This is a genomic window from Alphaproteobacteria bacterium (genome assembly GCA_016699305.1).
Taxonomy (GTDB): domain Bacteria; phylum Pseudomonadota; class Alphaproteobacteria.
The window spans coordinates 1,357,473-1,380,238 of record CP064970.1; the positions used below are offsets into that span (position 1 = coordinate 1,357,473).

Sequence of the window (22,766 nt, forward strand, 5' to 3'; positions counted from 1 at the left end):
CGCCACGGAATCGCTGAACTCTAACATAATTTCTTCTTCCAACAGAAGCGGCTTAAGGTGATCTTTGATTCGTTGATTATCCGATTGAAATCATTACCGGATAAGAAACGATACTCGGTTTCCCGCCCTTCAAGATAGGGTTCGCTCAAGCCGCGCAAGGCAGGGTCCACCCGTCCAGGGTGAACATAAAGGATGGTTTGACCCAGTGGCGTGCGTAAGGCGCGGATCATGCGCTGAGGCATGGTTTTGGGTGTAACAAAGCCAACGGCGCGCAGCGCATCGTTGGTGGGCAAGTCATGACGATGCAGCATTCGCGCGAGACGGCGACCATATAAGGCGATCACCGCCGCGCGGGGCGTCATGGTGAAAACCTCGCGCCAGGGGGCCGCGCCGTGGCGAACATAAAGCGGCGTGGTGCGCGGCATGCGGGCCAGTTTGACCACATGGTCCCGGATCACGGGCAGTTGATGCACATGCTGATGGCCGTCGATGAAATCGGGCGGACCGTTTAGGCATTGGCAGATACGGTCGTATTGTCGGGCGATTTCAAGGGCGATCTCGTCCGCCATGGGGCGCAATTTGCCTGTTGCTGCCAAGCGCATGAGATGTTCGAGAGAGGGAAAAGATCCATTCGGGGCCAGGCGCGGCATGGGTCCCAAAGGCTTAAGGCCGGGTCCCGTCAGCGTCAGATGCACACCCATATCCACCTGCTGGCGCAGTGTCCGTAAGAAAGCCGCGCCCAGATTTAAGGCAGGACCAGGTGCCATGATGCTGACAGCCGTGAGACGTTCTTGCCGCACCAGATCGAGAATGGCCCCATTGATCCCCTCGGACAGGCCGAAATCATCGGCGCAGAGGATCAGGCGGCGGCAGGGGGTATCATCTGACATGGTCTGGCCGGGATCACGAAGAGGTGTCGTTGTCCGAGACTACGACACTGCTTGGCGCGAATTTCGCTACGATGCGTTTGACCACCCAGTGCAAGGCAACCATCATCGCCACTAATAACAGCATGCCGATCATGGCTTCCTCGACCACGTCACCCAGCAAGCCGCCCATTCCTTTGCCAAACAGATAGCCAATGGCCGAAAAGCTGCACGCCCAAATGAATGCGGCCAAGCAATTGACCCACGCAAACCGTTTCCAAGAAATATGGCTTAGCCCCATGGCGACCGAACTGACATTGCGCACGCCATAGATGAATCGATACGACAGGATGAACCAGATATCGTATTTTACCAGCCAGGCATTGGCATTATTGATCTTAGGCTGCAGACGCGGGAATCGCTGCAGAAGACGGCGGCCATAACGTCGTCCCAGAAAGAAGACCACCTGATCGCCGGCATAACTGCCCAGCCATGCGCTAAGGATCAAAAGCTCCAGGCTGATGAGGTCGCGTTCCGCCGCGACCCCGGCGAACAGGACGATGGTTTCGCCTTCAATGAAGGTCCAGCCGAAAATCAGCAAATAGACCAAGTCACCGTTGTTGCGAACCCAATCGACGAGAAAGTCCAGCATTCAGCCCCACATGACGGAATTCCGAAGTCTGCCGCGGATGCATGGACTCCGTTTCCAAGTTTCCAAGAAAACAGGCCGGCACCCAAGAAGGCACCGGCCTGTCTTACATATCATAATTACGCTTCAGACGCTTATGGTTTCTGGGCGGGAGCCGGAGGAGCCACGGGAGCCAGATCCGAGCCATCCTTTTGGAAACGGACGACCTTCATCTTCTCGCTCAGGCCGCGAATTTCCTTGCCGGCCATATCCTGGGCCAGATTTTGTTCGACTTGGGCGCGTACTTGGTCGAAGGGCGGGGCCTTGCGCGGACGACGGTCTTCGACCTTCAGGACATGCCAGCCGAATTGCGTCTTAACGGGCGCGGCCACCATCTCACCGACTTTAAGGGCAAAGGCCGCATCGGCGAATTCCTTAACCATGTCGGTTTGCACGAAATAGCCCACTTCGCCGCCACGGGCAGCCGAACCGGTGTCCGTCGATTTGTCCTTGGCCAGCTTAGCGAAATCCTCACCCGCTTTCAGCTTGGCCAGAACATCCTTGGCCTCTTCTTCGGTCTTGACCAGAATATGACGAGCCTTCACCTCGTCCTGGGCAGGCATCGCCTTGACGATCTCGTCATAACGCGCCTTGACGGCGGCCTCGGTCACCTGGGGTTTGACCTTACGGGCCAGCCATGCATTGGCGACCAGGCCTTCTTCGGCCTTCTTCAACTGAGCCTTGACTTCGGGATCGTTTTGCATGCCATCGGCATAGGCGGCCTTCAGAACCAGCATGCGCGACAGCATTTGGTCGCGCACTTCGCCGAAGACTTCCTCTGGCGAAAGCGATTTGGTCATCTCGGGCTTCAGGCTGTCGATTTCCTTTTGCACCTGCGAGCGATGGATCTCGATGCCTTCGCCGCGCGCGACGACGGGATCACTGCCTTTGGCGGATTCAGATGGCGCAGAGGCGGGGGCCTTGGCGGCGTTGGCGGCGACAGGCATAGCGGCCAGGGCCAGCAAAGCGCCTGTCAGGGCAAGAAGAGTACGTGTGTTGCGCATGAGAGGGTCGCTCCTTGTTGACATATATCGGAAATAAGGCCGATTCGCTGGCCACCGTGGCGGCACTGTGCCCAATCGGGTGAGTTGATTCAAGCCATAAGCTTGCGGCAAACTTATGGCGCATATTGTGTAGGATGCGGATTATTTATCCGCGCTGTGTCTGGCGTAGCAAAGCGCGCAGTCGGGCCCATGTATCGGCATCGCCAAGCCCCGTGATGGATTCAGGTCGATAATGGCGCTGAAAGGCAGCGATCACCGCACATGTGCGTGGATCGTCTTGGCCGCTGGATGGGCATTCATAGCCGTATTGCTGCAAGGCTTGTTGCCATAGGGCCATGTCTTGCGGTGGATCGGCGATATCTTGCGCGGTTATCTGAGGCCACAGACCCATATCTTGAAGCGCCAGAGCAGGCCAGTCGAACAATTCTCCTGGATCCCGCTTGCGCTGCGGGGCGATATCGCTGTGTCCCAAGACGTCTTCAGGGCGTATGTTGTGACGGGCCATGATCTGCGCGGCCAATGTCGTCAAAGACCGCATTTGCGCGACGGGGAACGGGCGATGACCCAACTCCGCCCCGGGATTGACCAACTCGATCCCGATGGAGGAGCTGTTGATGTCGCGCGCGCCGCGCCAATACGACTCACCCGCATGCCAGGCGCGTCGCCGCTCATCGACAAGCTGCCAGACCATACCGTCTTCCTCGATCACATAATGCGCGCTGACCTCGCTGTGGGGATCACATAGACGTTCGATCGCGGAATGTGCGTCAGCCATGCCCGTGTAATGGAGAATCAGCAGATTCGGCCTGAAGCCGGCGGCACGCGGACCGTGATTGGGGGAGGGTCGCCAGCGCGACTGTAAAAAAGTTGGGGACATCTTCCGAGATATTAACTAGATGTTAACTAATATATATGGTATAGCTTTGTTCGGCAACCACTAAATGTAGCGGAGCCAAGGTTAAGAGCATCTTAAACGGAACGATACCTATCGTTCGCTTGGATTAGAACCAAGTTCAACCACCCCTTGCAAGGAGGATTCCATGCGTTGGAGTGAGGGCGACATCAGCACCCTACGGGAACAATGGGGTAAGCTCAGTGCCAGTGAGATCGCGCGTTTGTTAGGCAGCGGGGTCAGCCGCAATGCCGTGATTGGCAAGGCCAATCGTCTCGGTCTCTCCGATGGTATCATGCCAATTATGCGCATACGCCCCAAATCGGCGTTATTGAGCGAGACCTATATCGACGATCCCCGTCGAAAAGTGGCAGCGAGTTTGATCAAGGGCCAGGGCATCACTCTGGCCAAGTCGCGCACGGACGTTGTCATTCGTTCGCAAGTGCCGACATTGCCTCTTGTAGCGCCCAAAGCCGCTGCGGTGGAAAATGCCAAGACTAAATCTGTGGCAGGTGGCAAGTCTTGGGCCAAGGCCATGCCGCCGAGCGGCACGAGCACGAGTGTGCAGCAAAGCTGTCGCTGGCCGATCGGCGATCCGCGCAGTCAGGAATTCCATTTCTGCGGTTGCGGAGTTCATCCGGGTCTGCCTTATTGCGCCGAGCATGCGCGTTTGGCTTATCAAGGCTCGTTTAACCGTCGCCGATTGATGGACACCAGCTCGATTGCTTCTCCGAGCGAGGCTTCCATGGTACGCCCCTATGGCGAGCCAGGCATCGCCGCCCGAGGGGAAGCGGCCTAAACAAATCTTCGGGCCACAAGACATCAAACGCCGGAGTGGCCCATGCGCGGCTCCGGCGTTTGTGTTGAGAGAAAGATTCGGTGCCTAGGGATTGAAGAGGTGGACAAGCCGCCTCATTATCTGACGTGTAGAGTGTGAATGAATATATAAGAATCTGATGGTATTAAAGGACTAGCAACGTTTACTCCTAATTTAATGCAACATGTAACTACGCCATTGGCATTGCAAGAGCTATGATACCCATTAGTATTAAGAGTGTAATAATCCCATATTTTACGAGCTGCAATATTATTAGTAATATGTGCATCTCCATTTTCAAGCGGTACTCCAAGTATATCATTTATTTTTAAACATAGTTCTTTTTTTATTCCAGGCAGAACAATAATAAGATCTCTACCTATGTTATTTATCCCAATATCAGAGGTCATTCCAACCCGCCATAATTCATTGGCTGTATGTATAAAATAATGCCTTAGTTCTTCTGGCACTCCTGTCAAATCAACATCCGGCGGCGGTTCTTTGAATAGAATACCGCCGCCATTCACATCAAAGACATGGCAAGATTTATCGGAGGGGGCCAGGGGATTTTCCGCATAACCGCTATCAACGGAATTGGCAAGACTGATTTGAGTATCCGGGCAACGCGACATCACTCTATCCACGCCGATTTGCAATTCATCGACATATCCGAGGATGGCCGTTGCTTGGGCTTTGATCTTAACCGCCGAAGTGTCGCCATTGAACGTGCCAAACCCTGCCGAAATAGCCATAGCCAAGACGGCCAGAATGGCCACCACCCACAGAATTGGCCCGATGGCTATGCCCGATTCAGGCCCTAATTCAGAGCCGATACCCGAAGCGGAAGGGATTTTAGCGTACACATAGAGCCTCTGTCGTGACCGGATTCGATTGGAGGTATTGAATCTACCGTACAAAAATCGGCTTTGTCCATCCAGGCGATTAACCCTGTATGGGAGTGACGCATAAAGAGAGAGAGGCTCACAACAAGCCATGCCGTATTTATATGAAAACCACCCTCTCGACGAGTCATGCTCGCGCATGCGGGCATCCATCACCTGTCATTCGCGCCTGTGCTGAATCGCAGACCCTTCAACCTGTATGGAATGGACCGAATCCCCTTGACGGTATCGCGTGACTGTATGTGTTGCCGCATGCGGCCATGTCACATAGTCTGACAAGGCTTGGTGGATAAGGGGCCGGATGGATAGGTGTGATGCGGTATGATGTGATTGTCATTGGTGGAGGGCATGCGGGATGCGAGGCTGCCGCCGCCGCCGCGCGTATGGGCGCGCGGACGCTGTTATTGACTCATAAACGCGAAACTTTGGGCGAAATGTCGTGCAACCCGGCCATTGGCGGGGTGGGCAAGGGGCATTTGGTGCGTGAGATCGACGCGCTGGACGGGTTGATGGGCCGCGCCGCCGATTTGGCGGGCATCCACTTTCGAGTCCTCAATGCCAGCCGCGGTCCCGCCGTGCATGGTCCCCGCGCTCAGGCGGATCGCAAGCTCTATCGCGAGGCCATTCAGGCTTTGTTGGCCGAGCAAGACGGTTTGGAGATTAAAGCAGAGGCCGCCGAGGATTTGGTGGCGGGAGAGGATGGCGGCGTCACGGGCGTGGTGACATCGGGCGGAAATACTTATTCCGCCGGAGCTATTGTCCTGACAACAGGAACATTCCTAAGAGGACTCATTCATCAAGGAGATGCCCAAACCCCTGCCGGGCGTATCGGAGAGGCCCCTTGCTTGGGATTGTCACCGGCTTTGGAGCGTTTGGGGTTCAAGCTGGGACGCTTAAAGACCGGCACCCCCGCGCGTCTGGATGGTCGCAGCATCGATACTTCGGTTCTAGAGCCGCAGCCGGGGGATGATCCGCCCCAGCCTTTTTCGCGCCTGACGGCCAGCATCACGAACCCGCAGCGCCTGTGCTGGATCACCCATACCACGCAGCAGGGGCATGAGCTGATCCGCGCCAATCTGCACCGTGCGCCCATGTATTCGGGACAGATCAAAGGCACCGGGCCACGTTATTGCCCCTCGATCGAGGATAAAGTGGTGCGCTTTGCTCAGCGCGACCAGCATCAAGTTTTCCTGGAGCCGGAAGGGCTGGATGACGACACCGTCTATCCCAACGGCATTTCCACCTCGCTGCCCATTGACGTGCAAGACGGCTTCATCCGCGCCATGCCGGGCTTGGCCCATGTAAAGGTCATTCGCTATGGCTATGCCATCGAATATGACCATATCGATCCGCGCGACTTGCGCCCCAGTTTGGAATCTCGCCAAGTCCCGCGCCTGTTCATGGCCGGACAAATCAACGGCACCACAGGCTATGAAGAGGCGGGCGGTCAGGGCCTGATGGCCGGAATCAACGCCGCGCGATGCGCCGGCGGGGGTGCGCCCTTGGTGCTGGATCGCAGCCAAGCCTATATCGGCGTGATGATCGATGATTTGGTCACGCGCGGGGTCACGGAACCCTATCGCATGTTCACCTCGCGCGCCGAATACCGCCTGAGTTTGCGCGCCGATAATGCCGATAAGCGTTTGACCGCTTTGGGCGAAGAGGCGGGCTGCATCGGTTCTGTGCGCCGCGCCGCCTTTGCCCAGCGTGAGGCGGCCTTGGCGGATGCCCAGCTTCGTTTGGATTCATGCATCGCCACGCCGCCCGTGATACAGGCGGCGGGTATTCCGGTGAATCAAGACGGCATGCGCCGCTGCGCGCGTGAATTGCTGACGCGCGAAGATGTGGGGCTGGCCGATCTGACGCGACTATGGCCGGAATTGGGCGGCCTGGCCCCCGATATCGCCGCCCAGATCGAGGCCGATGCGCGTTATGCCGGCTATATGACTCGCCAACAAGCCGATATTCACGCCTTCCAGCGTGACGAGGCCTTGAAGCTTCCCGATGACCTGGACTTGGATCAAGTCGGCGGTTTGTCCACGGAAATTCGCCAAAAGCTGCGCCATGTGCAGCCCGAAACCCTGGGCGCAGCCGCGCGTATCCCCGGAGTCACGCCCGCCGCCGTCATTGCCTTGTTGCGCCATGTGAAAAGAGCGACCACTGATGTCTGATGATGAAGCCACTGGCGGCGGACCATCTCACCCGTTTGTCAGTTTCGGACTAGACCTCAATCTATCTTCCAATCTTGCACGCGATGGCGCGTTGTCCGCTTTGATAAGGTCAGGGTTGAAGTAACGCGCCGCATCGACAATTCCCTGAGCGACCCTTTGTGTAAAGGGATCGGTAAAGACGCCCTGATCGAGTAGCTTATGAACCGCAGAAAAGATGGGGGCGGGGTTTTTGCCTCTAACGCTGGATACGGAATCGCATGCTTGGCAGAAGAAGCTATGTATCAAGGCGCTTTGTTCGCTTAGTGGTCTTCCTTGATTCGATTCTTGATCCCAGATTTTAATATCGTGTTGCAAGCCTTCGGAATTGAGTGAACGAGGCGCTTGTCCAAGAAGGCTTTCACCAAGACGTACTTTAACTTCGTAGACCGCTCCAAGTGCTTTATAAAAGTTTTCCGGCTCTTTCTTCGCCCACAAATCCTGCATGGCAGGGGCAAACCAATATTGGGGCAGGGTAAACAACATACCCATATATCTGCTATGTTGCTTGGCAAGAACGGCTTCTTCTCCAATTCCGGCTTTTTGCAAGCTGGCAATTGCCGCCATATCCGCGTCCATCTCTGCATAGTAACCGGCTATAACTGAGGGGGATTCGATCCCTATTTGATGAAGATGCCTCTTTTCATGAAGCTGGCCTACGAGAAAACAGGTGTTATCTGTAGGAAATTCTTCGAGAAGCTCAGGGGCCATTCTTGATAGATTTGCCCAATAGTTTTTCGGGGAAGTGTCCCGATCAAGTAGCGCAAAGGCCGCTACCTTAAGCCGATAGGACGTGACGGGGATTTTTTCGTTCCAAACCCCAGGAAACACATTTTTGCCGGCTCTTCCAATGTCATCATCACCAATATCAATCCACATGTACTCTTGGTTATGGGCATCAGTGAACCCATGATGCTTAATCAGCCAATAATGCCTCGCCAATGGCGGGCCGTTTGCATCTAAAAAATTGGTTTCTACGTGCCGATTTTGCAGAACAGAAGCACTGCGGTTTGCCACTATCTCAGCATCTTCATAGACGAAGACCCGTGAAGATTGAATGGAAAAGTTGCTGCCGTTATGGATTAAACCACGCTCGCGCATGGCTTTATATATGGCACCGGCCCTAACCTTGATTTGCTCTGGCGAGAGTTTTCCGGCTTTCAGAAGCTCTTCCGAATGAGGAAAAGATCTCAAATCAAAAATGGGTACGCGGTAGCGTAGGCCAGATGAGAACTCCTCTTCGCTTAATTTGCCATCGCGGATATTTTGCGCGGTCAGTTCGTATAGCATGTGGTGATCCCTATTTTTGTTATGATCTGGCTATGATATGCGACTTCCGTATGAAACCATATTCATTGGGCTCCGCAGATGCGCCAGATGATCCCTTGAATTCTTCTTCCTGAGCTGCCTAGAGTGTGGGCCGCTACATGTATGTGATGGAATGCTCTCGTGGATGATGATGCAGAAAAATCAGCCCGGCAATGGCTGCAATCCCGTCCCGATGTTTCACGTGAAACATGGGAGCGGCTGGAAGCCTATATCGCGCTGCTCCGTCAGTGGCAGCCGCGCATCAATTTGGTGGGGGCGTCCACTTTGCCGCATCTGTGGCATCGGCATGTGATGGACAGCGCCCAGCTTTACGACCTTTTGCCGCCCAAGACCCGCAGCCTGGCCGATATCGGCAGCGGGGCGGGGTTCCCGGGCATGGTCTTGGCCATCATGGGCGTGCCCAATGTCAATTTGATCGAGTCCGATCAGCGCAAGGGGGCGTTCTTGGCCGCCGTGGCCGCCGAGACTGGGGTTAAGATACACCTGCATATGCAACGGCTTGAGGAGATGCATCCCGATTTCCTGCCCGATGTGGTAACGGCGCGTGCATTGGCGCCTTTGCCCCGATTATTGGGCTGGTTGCCCGAGCCGTGGCGGCGGTCCTCGGTCCTTATATTGCCAAAGGGGCGGGATGCTGATAGAGAAATTGAGGAGGCAGGCCGGGAATGGCGCTTTGATCTGGGACGGACTCCCAGTCTGAGCGATCCGGATGCGACGATCTTGCGATTAACGGGGGTGCGACATGCCTGACAATAGGGAATCCGAGGCATTCGTCTCTTCACCCGTCTCTGTTCGCGTGATGGCCATTGCCAACCAGAAGGGGGGCGTGGGTAAGACCACCACCGCCATCAATCTGGCCACCGCTTTGGCCTCGACCGGGCAGCGCGTGTTGTTGATCGATCTGGACCCGCAGGGCAATGCCTCGACCGGCCTTGGCATCGAACGCGCCGCGCGCGGCACGGGCAGTTACGAAGTGTTGGCCCAGACGGCCAGTTTCGCCGATGCGGCCTTGGCCAGCCTGGTGCCGGGCTTGGACGTGATCGCCGCCAGCCCAGATTTGGCCGGGGCCGAGATCGAATTGGCAACCGAAGACCGCCGCGAATTCCGCTTGCGCGATGCCATCCAGGCCCAAGATTTGCCCTATGACGTGGTGCTGATCGATTGCCCGCCTTCCTTGGGATTGCTGACCTTGAACGCCTTGGTGGCGGCCAAGGACGTGTTGGTGCCTCTGCAATGCGAGTTCTATGCGCTGGAAGGTCTATCGGCCCTTACGCGCACCATTGAACGTGTCCGCGTCGCGTTTAATCCCGATCTGGATATCCAAGGCATCGTGCTGACCATGTTCGATCGCCGCAATATGCTCAGCGACAAGGTGGCCGCCGATGTGCGGGAGTTCTTTGGCGATAAGGTGTATGAGACGGTCATCCCGCGCAATGTGCGCGTCTCGGAGGCACCCTCGCATGGCAAGCCGGTGCTGATCTATGACCACCGATGCCCTGGCTCGATGGCCTATATGCTTTTGGCGCGTGAGATGCTGTCGCGCTCGGGGATAAAGCAGGCAGCGTAAGCATCGTTTCGTCTTAGTTATCAAATCAGGGGTCAAGAATGAGCGGCAGCGCAACAGCCAAATCGCCCAAAATAACCAAACCAGAAGGCGGCAGCGGACGCGCACCTTTGGGGCGCGGTCTATCGGCTTTGTTTGGCGAAGAGGGGGCGGCGGCTCCCGCTACGGCCGGGCGCGCCGGATCGCCGATTCAGGTGAACCTGACCAGGCTCAAACCCTCGCATGTGCAGCCACGGCATCATTTTGACGAGAAAGCCCTGGGCGAGCTGGCCGATTCCATCCGCGAGCGCGGCATCTTGCAGCCGCTGTTGGTGCGTCCCGCGCCGGGGGCTGTGGGGCATTACGAGATTTTGGCGGGCGAGCGTCGTTGGCGCGCGGCGCAATTGGCCGGACTGCACGAAGTCCCCGTGGTGGTGCGCGCCATGGAGGATGTGGCGGCGCTGGAAGCGGCGCTGATCGAGAATATCCAGCGCGAAGACCTGGAGCCTTTGGAAGAGGCCGAAGGCTATCGCCGCTTGATGCAGGAATATCAGCACACGCAAGAGACCATGGCCAAAGTGGTGGGCAAAAGCCGTCCACATATCGCCAATATGTTGCGCCTGTTGAACCTGCCCGAAGCCGTCAAGACCTATATGCGCGCGGGGTTGCTCAGCGCCGGTCACGCGCGCGCGCTGTTGGCGGCGGCGGATCCGGCGGCACTTGCCAAGCAGGTGGTCGATAAGGGCCTGAGCGTCCGGCAAACGGAAAGCCTGGCCCGTCGCTCGGCCGAGGGCAAAGGCGGCAAAGCCACCGGCAAAACCAAATCCACAAATAATGTGGATACGCAAGCCATCGAGAAGGAACTGGCAGGCTATCTGGGCCTGAAGGTCGAGATTAAAGGCCAAGGCGCGACCGGAAGCCTGACCTTGCACTACAAAACCCTGGATCAATTGGACGACGTCCTCAACCGCCTCAGCCGCCCTTTGCCTGCTGGTGGACCGGGGCGGAGGTAAGGGATAGCAGTGCGGTGAAAATCACCCCCGCCAATGCCGAATCCTTTCTTGCCAAGCCCAGTGTACCGGTGGTGGTGCTGTATGGCGTCGATCGTGGGCAGGTGATCGAACGCGCCACGCGCTTGGCGCGGCTTGTGGTCGAGGATATCGACGATCCGTTTTGTGTCAGTCGCTTTCCGGCCGAAGGGCTGGCCGATTCTCCGGCGCGGTTGATCGAGGAAGTCTCTAGCACGCCGATGATGGGCGGGCGGCGCTTGGTCTGGGTGCGCGATGCCGATGATAAGGCGGAGGTGCCTTTACGCCTGCTGCTCGATAAACCGCCCGGCGGCGATTGGATGCTGATTATCGAGGCGGGAAATCTGGAGGCCAAATCGCGCCTGCGCAAATTGGCCGAAACCGCGCCGATGGCGGCGGCGGTGGCTTGTTATGTCAGCGAAGGGGCCGATTTGCAGCGCCTGGTGGCAGGATGGCTGCGCGAGGCGGGACGCACCGCCAGCCGTGACGCGCTGGATTTGTTGATCCAGCGTCTGCCGCCCGACCGTCTGGCCCAGCGTCAGGAACTGGATAAAGTCCTGACATATATCGGCCCCGCGCCGCGTCTGGAGGCCGAGGATGTCGAAGCCTGTTTGCAAGACCAGGGAACGGCGCGATTGGACGAAGCCTGTCTGCTGGCCGCATCGGGACAGGTGGCGGCTTTGGATGCCGCCTTGCAGCGTCTGTTGACCAGTGAAGACAATCTTCCGACTTCTTTATTGCGCGCGGCGCAACGTCATCTGATCCGCTTACGCCAAGCGCAATTCGCCGTGCAATCGGGCGAGCCGGTCGATATGGCCATGAAGGCGTTAAGGCCCGAGGTGTTCTTTCGCCACAAGACGGCGTTCGCCGCGCAATTGCGCCTGTGGCCGACGCGTTTATTGGATGAGGCTCTGGCGCGTATGGTTCAGGCCGAGGCCGCGACGCGCTCAACCGGCGCGCCCGCCGATCTGATCGCCTGTCGCGCCCTGATGGATATCGCCCGCCGCGCCGCCGCTTTGAACACGCGTGCGATCTGAAGGAAGCGGTAAAATCGGCCTATTTTACGATGCAAATGCCGTTGCATGTGGTTTCGGTTGCTGCTGTTACAGGAAAAACGTCCAGGGCCCGCCCGCTCCGTTAGTGCGTAGCCCACCTTCGGTTATCCCATAGGACAGACGCGATCCTCGGGGGTCATCGGTGGTTCCCTGACACAGGTTCGTTGTGCTTCGTACACTGCATGCGCCACAACCTCCTGCATCCCCAGCGGTGGCAATAATATACGGCATAGGGTGTAATCACGCAGGTTTTTGCCGTCTCTTTCCTTGCGCTCGGCACGGGGGTGAAAGCAAGAGATTGCCATTCCGGTATGCCAAACCTGTCTACATACAACTGATGGGGGGGCGCTTCTTCGGTTTCTAGGAGGGCGAAGTTGCTTTGCTTGTCATCGGCCAATTTAGTCGTGCCGATTTGCTCTTTTTGACCGGGTTGCCCTGGCGTTTCAGCATAAGCGGCCAAAGGCCCTGTGAACAGTGCCAGCATAAAACCGATGATCGTCATCTTCAGCATAGCACCCGTTCCTTGTTAAGGCAGGAAGCAGAGCAGTTGGACATAACTCTATCTTCCACATCTTAGCAACCGCCTAAAAGCGAAAGCGCGGCCCCCTTTAAGAGCCGCGCTCTAGAGGCGTTCATAGCCCTTAGGTCCATAAAAGATGGCCATGAAAGAAAACTGGTCGGGGCGCCCGGATTCGAACCGGGGGCCTCCAGTACCCAAAACTGGCGCGCTAGCCAGACTGCGCCACGCCCCGACACGGCCACAATATACACACTGCATTCTCTCGCAACATCCTTTCCTTCTGGTGAAAGGGAAGCTTTGCATGAGCTTGGGTGAAAACGCGCCGAATCGTTGCTGTTGCACGACATTCCGAGCCATGTTATATCGCAATCGCACCATTAAGGAGTTGTGCAATGTCAGGAAATATAAGCGATGAGGATATGCGTTCGGCCGTTACGGTCCTACTGAAACCTAAAGTGATCCGCGATACATATGAGAACGGATATGAAAGAGAATCGGCCAGCGATCGGATGACTCGGGTTGTTCAGTTCCCTGGTCAGTTTGACCGGGCCACAACGCATCTGGCCCAAGTCGCGGAGGATATCCGCCAGCGTGAGATTCCTAGCAAGGCTTACCGTGACATGGATAAGCGTGACGACACATTGGTGTGTTGCCAACAACTCCTGAGGGACTGGATAAGAGCGGGCTCGGCTTATGGGATACCCCCATCCGCTTTGCATTTGGCCCTGGCCTATGCGGATTATCGGCACGCATGCCGGAATTTTGCAGAGAAAAATTATACAGATGAGGTCGCTGGCAGGAATGCCGAAGATATCCTTCGCCTCAATCCAAAACTTGGAGAAACGCTTCCCGAAGCGACCGCACGGCGATTGATCGCCGCGCATTTAAGCTATCGCGCCAATGAGTTAGGTCCCTTGACCTTACGCGCCATGGTCTGGGCCGAGCCCACGGCAATCTATGCCGTTGATCTGGCGCAAACGCATTGGAGAAAAGTTCAAGAAAAGGGAGATAGCACCATCATGTATTTCGGCGGCATGCGCATAACGTCTGTTCTTAACGCCGTGGCCGACAAATGGCCCGAGCTGGTCTCGCCCGATCAGGCACCCGATGCCGCCCAAGCCCGACAGAACGCGCGTCTGCGCATGGCAGAGCTTGCGCCGCAGATGCGCAGACACTGCGGTCTATAAATCCCGCGCGCGATCAGGGTTTGATCGGGGCTAAATTGGCTAGGGATTCGGGGGTTAGCCTGTCGCCTTCTTGAATGCCGAGTTTAGCGGCCAGGCCGCCTTTGATCTCCAGCACCGCCCGCACGGCGGGACCGCCGGAAGGACCGCGCGGATTAAGAGTTTCGGGCGCAGCTTCGCGTTCGATATAGATGATCGTGCCATTGGCATCGAAGAACAGCATATCCAGGGGAATCAAGGTGTTCTTCATCCACATCACCACCGATTGCGGCGGATCGTAGGTGAAAAGCATCCCCGCATCCTGTGCCAATTCAGTGCGGAACATCAGGCCGCGCGCTTTTTCCTCATCCGTGCGGACGATTTCGACCCGCAAGCTGTGCCGGCGCGTGCCGTCGGGGCTTTCCACGGTCAAAGACGGCATGGGCATAGAGGTATTTAAGGCGGTGGCCGGAACAGCCGTCACGGATCGCACCAAATTGGGCAAAAACAGGATCATGGCCATGCCTGCCACGGCGATGATCCAAAAAGCCCAGCGCGCCATATGCGAATCCGGGCGCGGCTTGATGCCGGTGGCGGATGCCTGTTCGGGTTTCATGCGGCCCTTTCCTCCTTGTTGTGTTTGGTTGATGTCTTCGATGCTGGAGGATCCACAAGTGCAACCATCCGGTCATAGTGATTTCTGTCTTCGTGCTTTATCAGCTCCAACACCAGCCTCATGATCTGAGGAGTTTCAGCAAGGATTGAGCTGTCATGCTCATCATAACCAATTTGGCTTTTGTGTGAATAAAGGTTGAGAAACCTCTCAATAATCGACTTTTTTCTCGTGTCAAAACCAGAGGATTTTATCCTGCTGTATAAAGCATTCCATTTTAAGTCATTTATATCCGGCATCCTGAATGCAAGAAAGTTTTCGAGTAAACGACGCGCTATATTCGGCATATGATAATTTGTTTCAAGATTTCCAACAGAATTATCAGCATGGGACATTATATATGTCTGTTTAAATAAGTAATGATATTCGGAATTATATTCTTTCAATAAGTTATCAAGCTCGTTTATTTTACTGATGCGAATACCATTCTCGATAGAGGCATCTATTTTATAGAATCCTACCTCTTTTTTATGCTTTTCTGCATACCGGAACCAGTCCTTAACACACTGAAAGAACTTGAAATTATGGGTTAATATAAAAAGCTGTTTTGCATCCTTCGTCCTGTTCTTGATATAGCCGAACGCGCTAAACATGGAAGCGTCATCCATGCTGCAGACTGGATCATCGATTACAACAATTCCTTCGGACAACTTGAATTTCTGGTCTTCCAGCGTTTTCAAAAAATGCAACAATGCGATGGCGGTCCTTTCCCCTTCGCTAAGGGCCGCTGCTGGCTTGTCACCGCGCATGATGGCATAGCCCGTTTCACCGTCACTGGTAGCAAAGCGGATTTCACTGTGGCCAAGATAATCTTTCAAGTCCGTGTTGATATCTTCCGCGGGCTTTTTGTGGTTGATGATTCCTTGCTCCAGCTCATTGATGGCCGTGCTGTCGACCTTGATTTTATCAGTTTGCGCCTTGTGTTCCTTCTCCATAACGTCAAGGGCGTCTTTTAATGTCTGGTACTCCGTAATGGCTCCGGCGACGAGAGCGGATTTTATGGCCTCCTTTGCAGCCATAATCTCTTGGCTAAAATTTCTGGTTTTATTGTTGTGCTTTGCAATGACGGCGTTCACGTCTTTGAGTTGTGCCGCACCATCATCTGTGGGGCTGATATCAAATGTACATGCCATGAATAGAGAGCCCTTTTTGTTTCCGAGGGCCTCCGTCAACTGACCAAGAAACGTGACACAAGCACCCTTCCATTCATTCAGCTTTTGACACGCCACATTATATTCGGTCTTCAAATCCTCATAGAATTTTTCCGGCGCAGGCAATTGCAATGCGCCCAACGTGTTGGCTATTTGCTCAATCGCCGCGCTCTTTGATGTAAGGGCGGAATCAAGCGCTTTGAACTCATCGTTGAAATGCCCCTCTAGGGCCGCAAGACGAGCGGCGGGTATAACTTGTTCACAAAATTTACATTTTTCTGACTTGTGGTCTTTGTGAAGCTGCAGACCTTCCTTGACCCATGCTGATGTTACGGAGTCATTCGCCAGAGATGCGATGGCCTGGGAAACAACCGTCGTTTGTAACAGCGTCTTTATCTCGGCTGTCAGCGCGTTCAGATCAGGCAATTCCAGAGAGACTGGAGAAATTTTTTCCTTTGCGGGAAGCGCGATAGTGGCTCTAAGCTCGCTAAGCTCTTTATCAGTTTTTATGCTTCGATTGGCCTGACCTACAGAGATAAGTTCATCACATTCTTTCCTGAAATTCGATTTATTGTAGGACTGAGTGCTGGAGATATTTAACCAACCGCGCATCCCCGTCGCTTTGTTAGTACAAAAATTATCCAGCTCTTTTTCTTTGTTGTCTTTTTCCCTCTTTTTGATCTCGGCATCCGCTTTCAACGTCGACAACGCTTCTTTTTTTCTCTCTAGTTCTCTTTGTTTCTCGATGTTTTCTTCCCCAATGAAAAAAATTGGTGTGGCGCCATTGGCAGCAAAAACATTTTTTTCGATAAAAGCGCGATTGAAGACACGAACCGATGGTGGGGCAGTATCTGTTGCGAGATTGGTGTTACTGATAATTCTGTCGTCATAGGTAATCGCAAATCCGTCGATGCCTTCTTCGCCGATTGATTGTCGTTTTTCAACCATGCGCAAGATGTCAGCCAATGTGGTTTTGCCAGAGCCATTCCAGCCATAGATCAGATTGTAATCGGCAAATTCCGGCAGCTCAGACGGCCACGAGAAATCATGGAAAGTGCGCGCCTTGATGCGGTTAAATTTGCTAATGCGCATTTTCGCCCCCGGTTCTTGATTGGTCGGACGAATACTCGTCATGCGGCCCTTTCCTCCTTGTTGTGTTTGGTTTTATCGGCGCGGGCGGCAAGCTCAGCCTCGACCAGGTCCTTGCGCGAGATCTTGCCGATCAAGGTCTTGGGCAAGGCGTCGCGAAACTCGATAAAGCGCGGCATTTCCCAAGGCGCCAGCGCGGATTGCAAGAAGTCATGCAGCGCGTCGCGGCCCAAGGCGGCCCCCGGACGCAACACGACCCAAGCCTTTAACTGCTGGCCGCGCAGCGCGTCGGGCAAGCCTGCCACCGCGCATTCGGCCACATCCGGATGGCGATAAATGGCTTCCTCCACCTGGCGCGGATAGACGTTGTAGCCGCCGATCAACGCCAAATCCTTGATGCGGTCCACAAGGAAAGTATAACCATCTTCGTCCTGATAGCCCACATCGCCGGTGCGCAGACGCGGGCCGTGAGGGGTCGGAATCAAAGCGCGCCGGGTTTCCTCGGGCTGGTTCCAATATCCTGCCATCACCTGTGGGCCGCGAATGCAGATTTCGCCCTTCTCGCCCGTCGGCAAGACGGTGATTCCGTCTTCCATATCTACGATCTCGATCACGGTGCCGGGCAAAGCCAGGCCGATCGAGCCGATCTTTCCCGAATCGCGCAAGGGATTGCAAGCCGCCACTGGAGCGGTTTCGGTGAGGCCGTAGCCTTCCACCAGGACGCAGCCGGTGAGTTGTTCAAAGCGCCGCTTCACCTCGCCCGGCAATCCGGCCCCGCCCGAGATGCACAGGCGAATCGAGGACAGATCGTATTCCGCCAAGCCGCGAAAGACATTGATGGCGGCATAGATGCTGGGCACGGCGGGGAACATCGTGGGCCGTAGGCGATGGATGGTTTCCACCGTCTCGCGCAGGTCAAAGCGCGGCAGTAGAATAATCTGCGCCCCCAATTTGACGCCCAGATTCATGACCACCGTCATGGCGAAGACATGGAACAGGGGCAACACGCCCAAGATTCGCTCTTGCCCCGGGCGGCAACCTTCGAACCAAGCGGCGCATTGGGCGGCGTTGACGGCGATATTGGCATGAGTCAGCGTCGCGGCCTTGGGCAAGCCCGTGGTGCCGCCGGTATATTGTAAGACGGCGGCGTCATGCACGGGGTCCAAAGGCACGGGACGGGGGGCATGGCCCTTTCCCATCAAGACCGATAGAGCCACGGCGCGTTTGTCATAAGGGCGACGCGCCACTTGCTGGCGTTTCACCCATGGGAACAAAAGATTGCGCGGAAAGGGCAGAGCCTTGGCGAAAGGACACATCACAATATGCCGTATATGGTTCTGGCCCAAAGCCAAGGCCGAACATAAACGGTCATAGATCGCGCGCAAATCCACGGTGATGACCAATTCGGCCCCGCTATCGGCCAGCTGATGCGCCAATTCGCGCTCGGCATAAAGCGGGTTCAGATTGACCACCACACCCCCCGCTTGCAGCACGGCGTAATAGGCCATCACCGAATAGGGCGTGTTGGGCAGCAACAAAGCGACGCGGGTTCCCTTGGCCACGCCATAAGCCTGCAACCCGCAGGCCATGCGTGCCACCTGGCGGGCCAATTGGGCGTAAGTCCATTCACGGCCAAAGAAATTCAAGGCTGGCCGAGCGCCGAAATCACGCGCCGCCGCCGTCAACAGCTCGCCCGCCGGGGCCGGCGTTAACGAGATTTCGGACGGCTCCATCCCTTCTGCCAGACCTGCCATTTTTTCCCTCTCCACTTTTCAACCGGGACATGGTACAAGATTATGCCGTCATCTGGCATCCGCCATGTGATGGGCCATCCCTAACGCAGCAGAAGGTTGTTGTCACTTGTCACGCTTCGCACAAGATCCGGCTATGCCCGCCGAAGAAGGCACTCAGGCTAAGGCCGTTGTCAAATGGTTCAGCCCTATCAAGGGTTTTGGATTCGTCTCCGTCACCGAAGAAGGGGGTGTTGCCGGCGACGGCAAGGACGCCTTCCTTCATGTCTCGGTCCTTAACCGCGCAGGCTTACAGCAGCTGCCGGAAGGCACTCAAATGCTGTGCACGGTCGGCCAGGGCGCCAAGGGTCCGCAGGTTCTGCGCATCCTGGAAGTTCTGGAAGGCTTGGCCCCCGTTCCCCCGTCTTCTGGGGATCGTGGTGACCGCGGTGATCGCGGCGACCGAGGTGATCGGGGCGACCGCGGCGGCTTCGGCGGTGGCGGTTTTGGCGGCGGCTTCGGCGGCGGCTTTGGTGGCGGTGGTGGCTTCGGCGGCCCTCGCTCCGGCGGCAGCGGCGGCGGTCGTCGTGGACCTCCCGTTGCAAGCGGGCCTGAGGTCGAAACGGCTGGCACCGTCAAATGGTTCAAGGCGGATAAGGGCTTTGGCTTTATCGCAGCCGAGGACGGCGACAAGGACATCTTTGTGCATAAGAGCGTCCTGACTCGCGCAGGGTTGCTGAGCCTGGAACCCGGCCAGCGTCTGATTGTTCGTGTGCAAACGACCTCCAAGGGTCGCGAAGCCACCTCGATCAGCGTCTCTGATTGATTTTTGAGGGGGCCTTTGGTCCCTTCGAAAAACGGTTTATTCCGGTCGTTCCTGAATGGGGGCGGCCGGAATTTCCGTTTCTAGGGTTTGTTTTCTTGGGCTCCTATTCCTGACAAGGCCCATCACGGTGCCTTCACACCGTCAGCGCCTATCTCATCAAGCGATGTCGCGCAGCACGTCCCGCGTCAGGGGCACGGTTAACTTGCGTTTTCCGGCTAGGCTGGCGGCGTCCAAGGCGGCGACCAAGCGCATCAATTCATGGCCGTCTCGCGGCAGGCGCGGCAGCAGGAAATCGGCCACGGACCGATCCAATTCCATTTGATGGTCACGGCATAATTTCAGCAGCAAGGCTGCCAAAAGATCGTCATCGGGCGGGGCCAAAACTGCCAAGGGCAAGGCCAACACGCGCGAGCGCAAATCCGGCAAGGCCACCCCCCATGTCACGGGCGCATGCGTATCCGTCAGCAACAAGCTGCCCCGGCATTCTTGCATGCTGTTCAGAACATGGAATAAGGCGCGTTCATGCTCGGCGCTTTCCGCCACGCGCGAAGCGTCTTCCAGCACCATCAGCCCCCATGGCCGCGCCCTGTCCTCCATCAATTTCGGCAAGTCGTCGCCGCGCAGCATGCGCCCGCCACCCGCGCGCGCCAGGGCGATATGCGCCAAATGGGTCTTGCCCGAACCAGACGCGCCGCACAGAGCCAAGGCTTGACGGTCGCCCCATTCCGGCCAACGCCCGATCCAGGCGGCGGCGGCGCTGTTGCTTGTCGTGACCAGGAAATCCTGAGCGCCAAAAGCGGTCAGAGGCGGCAAAGGCAGGGGCAACTGCCCGGCAGGAATAGATGCGCGGCTCACGGGGCGGACGCAGGGCTCTCACGCAGGGCCAGCACCCAATTGCCGTCGGCAAGGCGCGTCAAAGCCAGATCGCTTTGCCTCAACAGCACGGCCAATTGTTCGGGCGTGCCGCGAAAGGACAGGGCCAATCGCGCGCCATGGCGCGTTTGCACCAGCAATTCCCGCTTTTCCAGCGCCGAAGATAGACGCAAGCGGCGGTCAATTTCGGCCCAGACCGATAAATCCGGCGTCAGAGCCGTCACCATCAGAGTCTGAACGGGTCCTGCGGTATTCACGGCGGCCTGGCGTTTCCAGCTCTCGGTCAGATGATCCGCCACCATGCGCGCGCCGCGCATCAACAGCGCCTGAGGCGTTTCTCCTGGCTGTGGAGCCACGGTCATAGGCGGCAAATCCTGCGCGCCTTGCGCGTCGTAGCGGCGAATCTCGACCGTCGCGCCTTGGGGCGAGATAGGGTCGGACACCATGACGCGCACGGCACTGTCGGCGTTATAGCGGGTAGCTAGGCGCAAAATGGCCTGAGCATCGCCCGCCAAGGCTTCGTTGGACCCCAGCAAGGTGATGTCATTCACCCCGCCCGCAGGCAGCACGAAGGGCACCAAGCCCCGATTCTGCACCGCTGCCTCCCAGGCCTCGCGCCACGGGGTGCGATGTTCCCATAACACCGCTTGCTCGGCACTGACCACCAAAGGCAGGATCAAGACGGGTTTATGCGCGACCGTGGTCACGCCGCCCGCCCCCGTTCCCCCATTCATCACAAGGGCGCGAATGGCTGCCGGACGCAAACGCACGGTGAAGGTGCCGATATAACGCTTGGCCGAGCGTCGCTCGTTTTGCACTTCGAAACTGCTGACAAATTCATCCAGACGCTTATCGGCTCCGGGCGGCAATGCGGCCTTCTCATCGCCCAGGCGCTTTAGGACGGTCTCTAACGCTTGAATCTGCGCCTTGACCACCGCTTCGTCCCGCGCCTTGGCGGCGTTGTCCGAGGACACATCCACCATCACGTCGCGCGCGGTGAACAAATCCTCGTCCGAGGCGTTCGCCTCAGCCAAAGCCTGCCCGGCCACCGCCAAAAAAATGGCCAGGACGAAACCGATCCACGCGCGCGCAAAGGGGTTTCGAGTCCTGGCCATGTCGTTATCTCCAGCTGATGTGCTGGGCGTTAGCCTACAATCTCCATTCCCGCAAAGAAATAGCCAATCTCCCAAGCCGCCGTTTCGGCGGCATCCGAACCATGGCAGCTGTTGACGTCCAAGGATTCGCCATACAGGGCGCGTATCGTGCCCGGCGCGGCCCTGGCCGGGTCGGTCGCGCCCATCAATTCGCGGTAACGAAGGATGGCGTTTTCGCCTTCCAACACCTGCACCACCACCGGCGCGGCGCTCATCACGGCGCACAAGTCTTTATAGAACGGGCGTTCCTTATGGACCGCGTAAAAAGCCCCCGCCTGGGCCAGCGTGAGATGCAAACGCTTTTGCGCGATGATGCGAAGCCCCGCTTTTTCGATCAGCGCGTTCACATCGCCCGTCAGATTGCGTCCCGTGATATCGGGCTTAAGAATGGACAAGGTGCGTTCGATAGCCATCGGATATTCCTTTCAAGAAGGGCGCGTCGCATGACGCATGTTTCGCGCGACCTTATAGCCTTGACAGGCCTGCGGCGCAACACTTGCGGACATCTGTGCGTGGACAGTCTGAATGAGGGCGGTTATGATTTGTTATAGAAGCCAACAGACCACAGTGGAGGGTTGCCGCCGTCCTGAACCAGGCGGGGACGGGGCCAGAATTGTCACCGATTGAGGAAGATCCTGCGACGCAAGCACACGGAATATCAACATGAACAAACGAGGGCCTTTTGATGTTCACGCAGAGACCGTTGTTTACAAGAATGAACCTTGGCTGTCTGTTATAGAGTATAAATTACGCACTCTTTCAGGGCATGATGCGAGATTTTCGATAGTCAAAGCGAAGGCAAGCGCCTGTGTTTTGCCGATAGACGATCATGGAAATGTTTATTTCCTAAGAGAATACAGGTTCTTGATCGACAGATATATGTATAACTCCATTGGCGGATACGTCGATGACGGTGAAACGCCGGAAGATACCATCCGTAAGGAGTTGCAAGAAGAGGCCGGAATTATCGCCGGAACGCTTGAACGACTTCCTCAGTGGTTTGCCATCTATGATATTGTCGATAAGCCAAACCACTGTTTCATCGCACGGAACCTGTCATTCTGCGGCGCGTCGCCTGAAGAAACAGAAGATGCGAAACTGATTTCACTTCCTTTGGACGAAGCTTTGCAGTGGGTGAAAGAAGGAAAGATTGAAGCAGAAACCCTGTGCCTCCAGCTTTGCTGGATGAAATTGTTTGGGGGCAGCTAGGTTGCCGCTGTCCTGAACCAGGCGGGGCCGGAATCGTCACTGATTGA

The 22,766-nt window shown here is 56.5% G+C and carries 22 protein-coding genes and 1 tRNA gene; 9 read left to right on the plus strand and 14 right to left on the minus strand.

The window, feature by feature from the left end:
- Positions 1-20 precede the first annotated feature (20 nt).
- From IPI58_06445 to IPI58_06460, 4 genes are all read right to left on the minus strand, one after another.
- Positions 21-890 carry a ChbG/HpnK family deacetylase gene (locus tag IPI58_06445; GenBank protein ID QQR68485.1) on the minus strand — a complete coding sequence of 290 codons (870 nt, stop codon included), beginning with the start codon at positions 888-890 and terminating at the stop codon, positions 21-23.
- A 13-nt stretch (positions 891-903) separates the two neighbouring features.
- The gene (locus IPI58_06450; protein QQR68486.1) at positions 904-1,518 is read right to left on the minus strand and encodes a DedA family protein; all 615 of its coding nucleotides are present in this window, start codon (positions 1,516-1,518) and stop codon (positions 904-906) included.
- A gap of 131 nt (positions 1,519-1,649) precedes the next feature.
- Positions 1,650-2,558, minus strand: coding sequence for a peptidylprolyl isomerase (locus tag IPI58_06455; GenBank protein QQR68487.1), 909 nt, complete (start codon positions 2,556-2,558; stop codon positions 1,650-1,652).
- A 145-nt stretch (positions 2,559-2,703) separates the two neighbouring features.
- Complete coding sequence (locus IPI58_06460) at positions 2,704-3,435, minus strand: N-acetylmuramoyl-L-alanine amidase (protein ID QQR68488.1); 732 nt, start codon at positions 3,433-3,435, stop codon at positions 2,704-2,706.
- Between the two features lie 163 nt (positions 3,436-3,598).
- Here IPI58_06460 and IPI58_06465 point away from each other — a divergent pair, with 163 nt between their 5' ends.
- The gene (locus IPI58_06465; protein ID QQR68489.1) at positions 3,599-4,249 is read left to right on the plus strand and encodes a hypothetical protein; all 651 of its coding nucleotides are present in this window, start codon (positions 3,599-3,601) and stop codon (positions 4,247-4,249) included.
- Positions 4,250-4,365: 116 nt separating this feature from the next.
- Here the strand turns inward: IPI58_06465 and IPI58_06470 are convergent, their stop codons facing one another.
- A complete protein-coding gene (locus tag IPI58_06470) occupies positions 4,366-5,130 on the minus strand; it encodes a hypothetical protein (GenBank protein ID QQR68490.1) in 765 nt (254 codons plus the stop codon).
- Between the two features lie 353 nt (positions 5,131-5,483).
- Between IPI58_06470 and mnmG the strand changes: the two genes are divergently transcribed.
- Positions 5,484-7,340, plus strand: coding sequence for a tRNA uridine-5-carboxymethylaminomethyl(34) synthesis enzyme MnmG (gene mnmG, locus IPI58_06475; protein QQR68491.1), 1,857 nt, complete (start codon positions 5,484-5,486; stop codon positions 7,338-7,340).
- A 27-nt stretch (positions 7,341-7,367) separates the two neighbouring features.
- Here the strand turns inward: mnmG and IPI58_06480 are convergent, their stop codons facing one another.
- Positions 7,368-8,666, minus strand: coding sequence for a hypothetical protein (locus IPI58_06480; protein ID QQR68492.1), 1,299 nt, complete (start codon positions 8,664-8,666; stop codon positions 7,368-7,370).
- A gap of 195 nt (positions 8,667-8,861) precedes the next feature.
- Here IPI58_06480 and rsmG point away from each other — a divergent pair, with 195 nt between their 5' ends.
- From rsmG to IPI58_06500, 4 genes are read left to right on the plus strand one after another with little or no spacing between them, the layout of a single operon-like run.
- Positions 8,862-9,455: a 16S rRNA (guanine(527)-N(7))-methyltransferase RsmG gene (gene rsmG / locus IPI58_06485; GenBank protein ID QQR70066.1), complete on the plus strand. Its 594-nt coding sequence runs from the start codon at positions 8,862-8,864 to the stop codon at positions 9,453-9,455.
- Complete coding sequence (locus IPI58_06490) at positions 9,448-10,272, plus strand: ParA family protein (GenBank protein ID QQR68493.1); 825 nt, start codon at positions 9,448-9,450, stop codon at positions 10,270-10,272. The genes rsmG and IPI58_06490 overlap by 8 nt, the downstream gene beginning before the upstream one ends.
- A 38-nt stretch (positions 10,273-10,310) precedes the next feature.
- On the plus strand, positions 10,311-11,261 hold the full coding sequence (locus IPI58_06495; protein QQR68494.1) for a ParB/RepB/Spo0J family partition protein: 951 nt from the start codon (positions 10,311-10,313) through the stop codon (positions 11,259-11,261).
- 14 nt (positions 11,262-11,275) lie between these two features.
- The gene (locus tag IPI58_06500; GenBank protein QQR68495.1) at positions 11,276-12,313 is read left to right on the plus strand and encodes a DNA polymerase III subunit delta; all 1,038 of its coding nucleotides are present in this window, start codon (positions 11,276-11,278) and stop codon (positions 12,311-12,313) included.
- Positions 12,314-12,467: 154 nt separating this feature from the next.
- On the opposite strand, the gene IPI58_06505 is transcribed toward IPI58_06500, so the two are convergent.
- A complete protein-coding gene (locus tag IPI58_06505) occupies positions 12,468-12,842 on the minus strand; it encodes a hypothetical protein (protein ID QQR68496.1) in 375 nt (124 codons plus the stop codon).
- Positions 12,843-13,005: 163 nt separating this feature from the next.
- Positions 13,006-13,083 (minus strand) — tRNA-Pro (locus IPI58_06510).
- Between the two features lie 160 nt (positions 13,084-13,243).
- Between IPI58_06510 and IPI58_06515 the strand changes: the two genes are divergently transcribed.
- The gene (locus IPI58_06515) at positions 13,244-14,038 is read left to right on the plus strand and encodes a hypothetical protein (GenBank protein QQR68497.1); all 795 of its coding nucleotides are present in this window, start codon (positions 13,244-13,246) and stop codon (positions 14,036-14,038) included.
- A gap of 13 nt (positions 14,039-14,051) precedes the next feature.
- Here IPI58_06515 and IPI58_06520 read toward each other — a convergent pair whose 3' ends face one another.
- From IPI58_06520 to IPI58_06530, 3 genes are all read right to left on the minus strand, one after another.
- Positions 14,052-14,537, minus strand: a complete 486-nt coding sequence (locus tag IPI58_06520) for a DUF192 domain-containing protein (GenBank protein QQR70067.1) — start codon at positions 14,535-14,537, stop codon at positions 14,052-14,054.
- An 89-nt stretch (positions 14,538-14,626) separates the two neighbouring features.
- Complete coding sequence (locus IPI58_06525) at positions 14,627-16,972, minus strand: AAA family ATPase (GenBank protein ID QQR68498.1); 2,346 nt, start codon at positions 16,970-16,972, stop codon at positions 14,627-14,629.
- Positions 16,969-18,681, minus strand: a complete 1,713-nt coding sequence (locus tag IPI58_06530; protein QQR68499.1) for a long-chain fatty acid--CoA ligase — start codon at positions 18,679-18,681, stop codon at positions 16,969-16,971. The genes IPI58_06525 and IPI58_06530 overlap by 4 nt, the downstream gene beginning before the upstream one ends.
- Before the next feature lie 106 nt (positions 18,682-18,787).
- Here IPI58_06530 and IPI58_06535 point away from each other — a divergent pair, with 106 nt between their 5' ends.
- Positions 18,788-19,483, plus strand: coding sequence for a cold shock domain-containing protein (locus tag IPI58_06535; protein QQR68500.1), 696 nt, complete (start codon positions 18,788-18,790; stop codon positions 19,481-19,483).
- 156 nt (positions 19,484-19,639) lie between these two features.
- On the opposite strand, the gene IPI58_06540 is transcribed toward IPI58_06535, so the two are convergent.
- The 3 genes from IPI58_06540 to ndk are packed head-to-tail and all read right to left on the minus strand — an operon-like array spanning position 19,640 to position 21,923.
- A complete protein-coding gene (locus IPI58_06540; protein QQR68501.1) occupies positions 19,640-20,338 on the minus strand; it encodes a DNA replication protein in 699 nt (232 codons plus the stop codon).
- Positions 20,335-21,471 carry a DUF2066 domain-containing protein gene (locus IPI58_06545; GenBank protein ID QQR68502.1) on the minus strand — a complete coding sequence of 379 codons (1,137 nt, stop codon included), beginning with the start codon at positions 21,469-21,471 and terminating at the stop codon, positions 20,335-20,337. Before IPI58_06545 ends, IPI58_06540 begins: the two co-directional genes overlap by 4 nt.
- A 29-nt stretch (positions 21,472-21,500) precedes the next feature.
- On the minus strand, positions 21,501-21,923 hold the full coding sequence (gene ndk / locus IPI58_06550; protein ID QQR68503.1) for a nucleoside-diphosphate kinase: 423 nt from the start codon (positions 21,921-21,923) through the stop codon (positions 21,501-21,503).
- A gap of 250 nt (positions 21,924-22,173) precedes the next feature.
- Between ndk and IPI58_06555 the strand changes: the two genes are divergently transcribed.
- A complete protein-coding gene (locus tag IPI58_06555) occupies positions 22,174-22,719 on the plus strand; it encodes an NUDIX hydrolase (protein ID QQR68504.1) in 546 nt (181 codons plus the stop codon).
- The last annotated feature ends 47 nt before the right edge of the window (positions 22,720-22,766 follow it).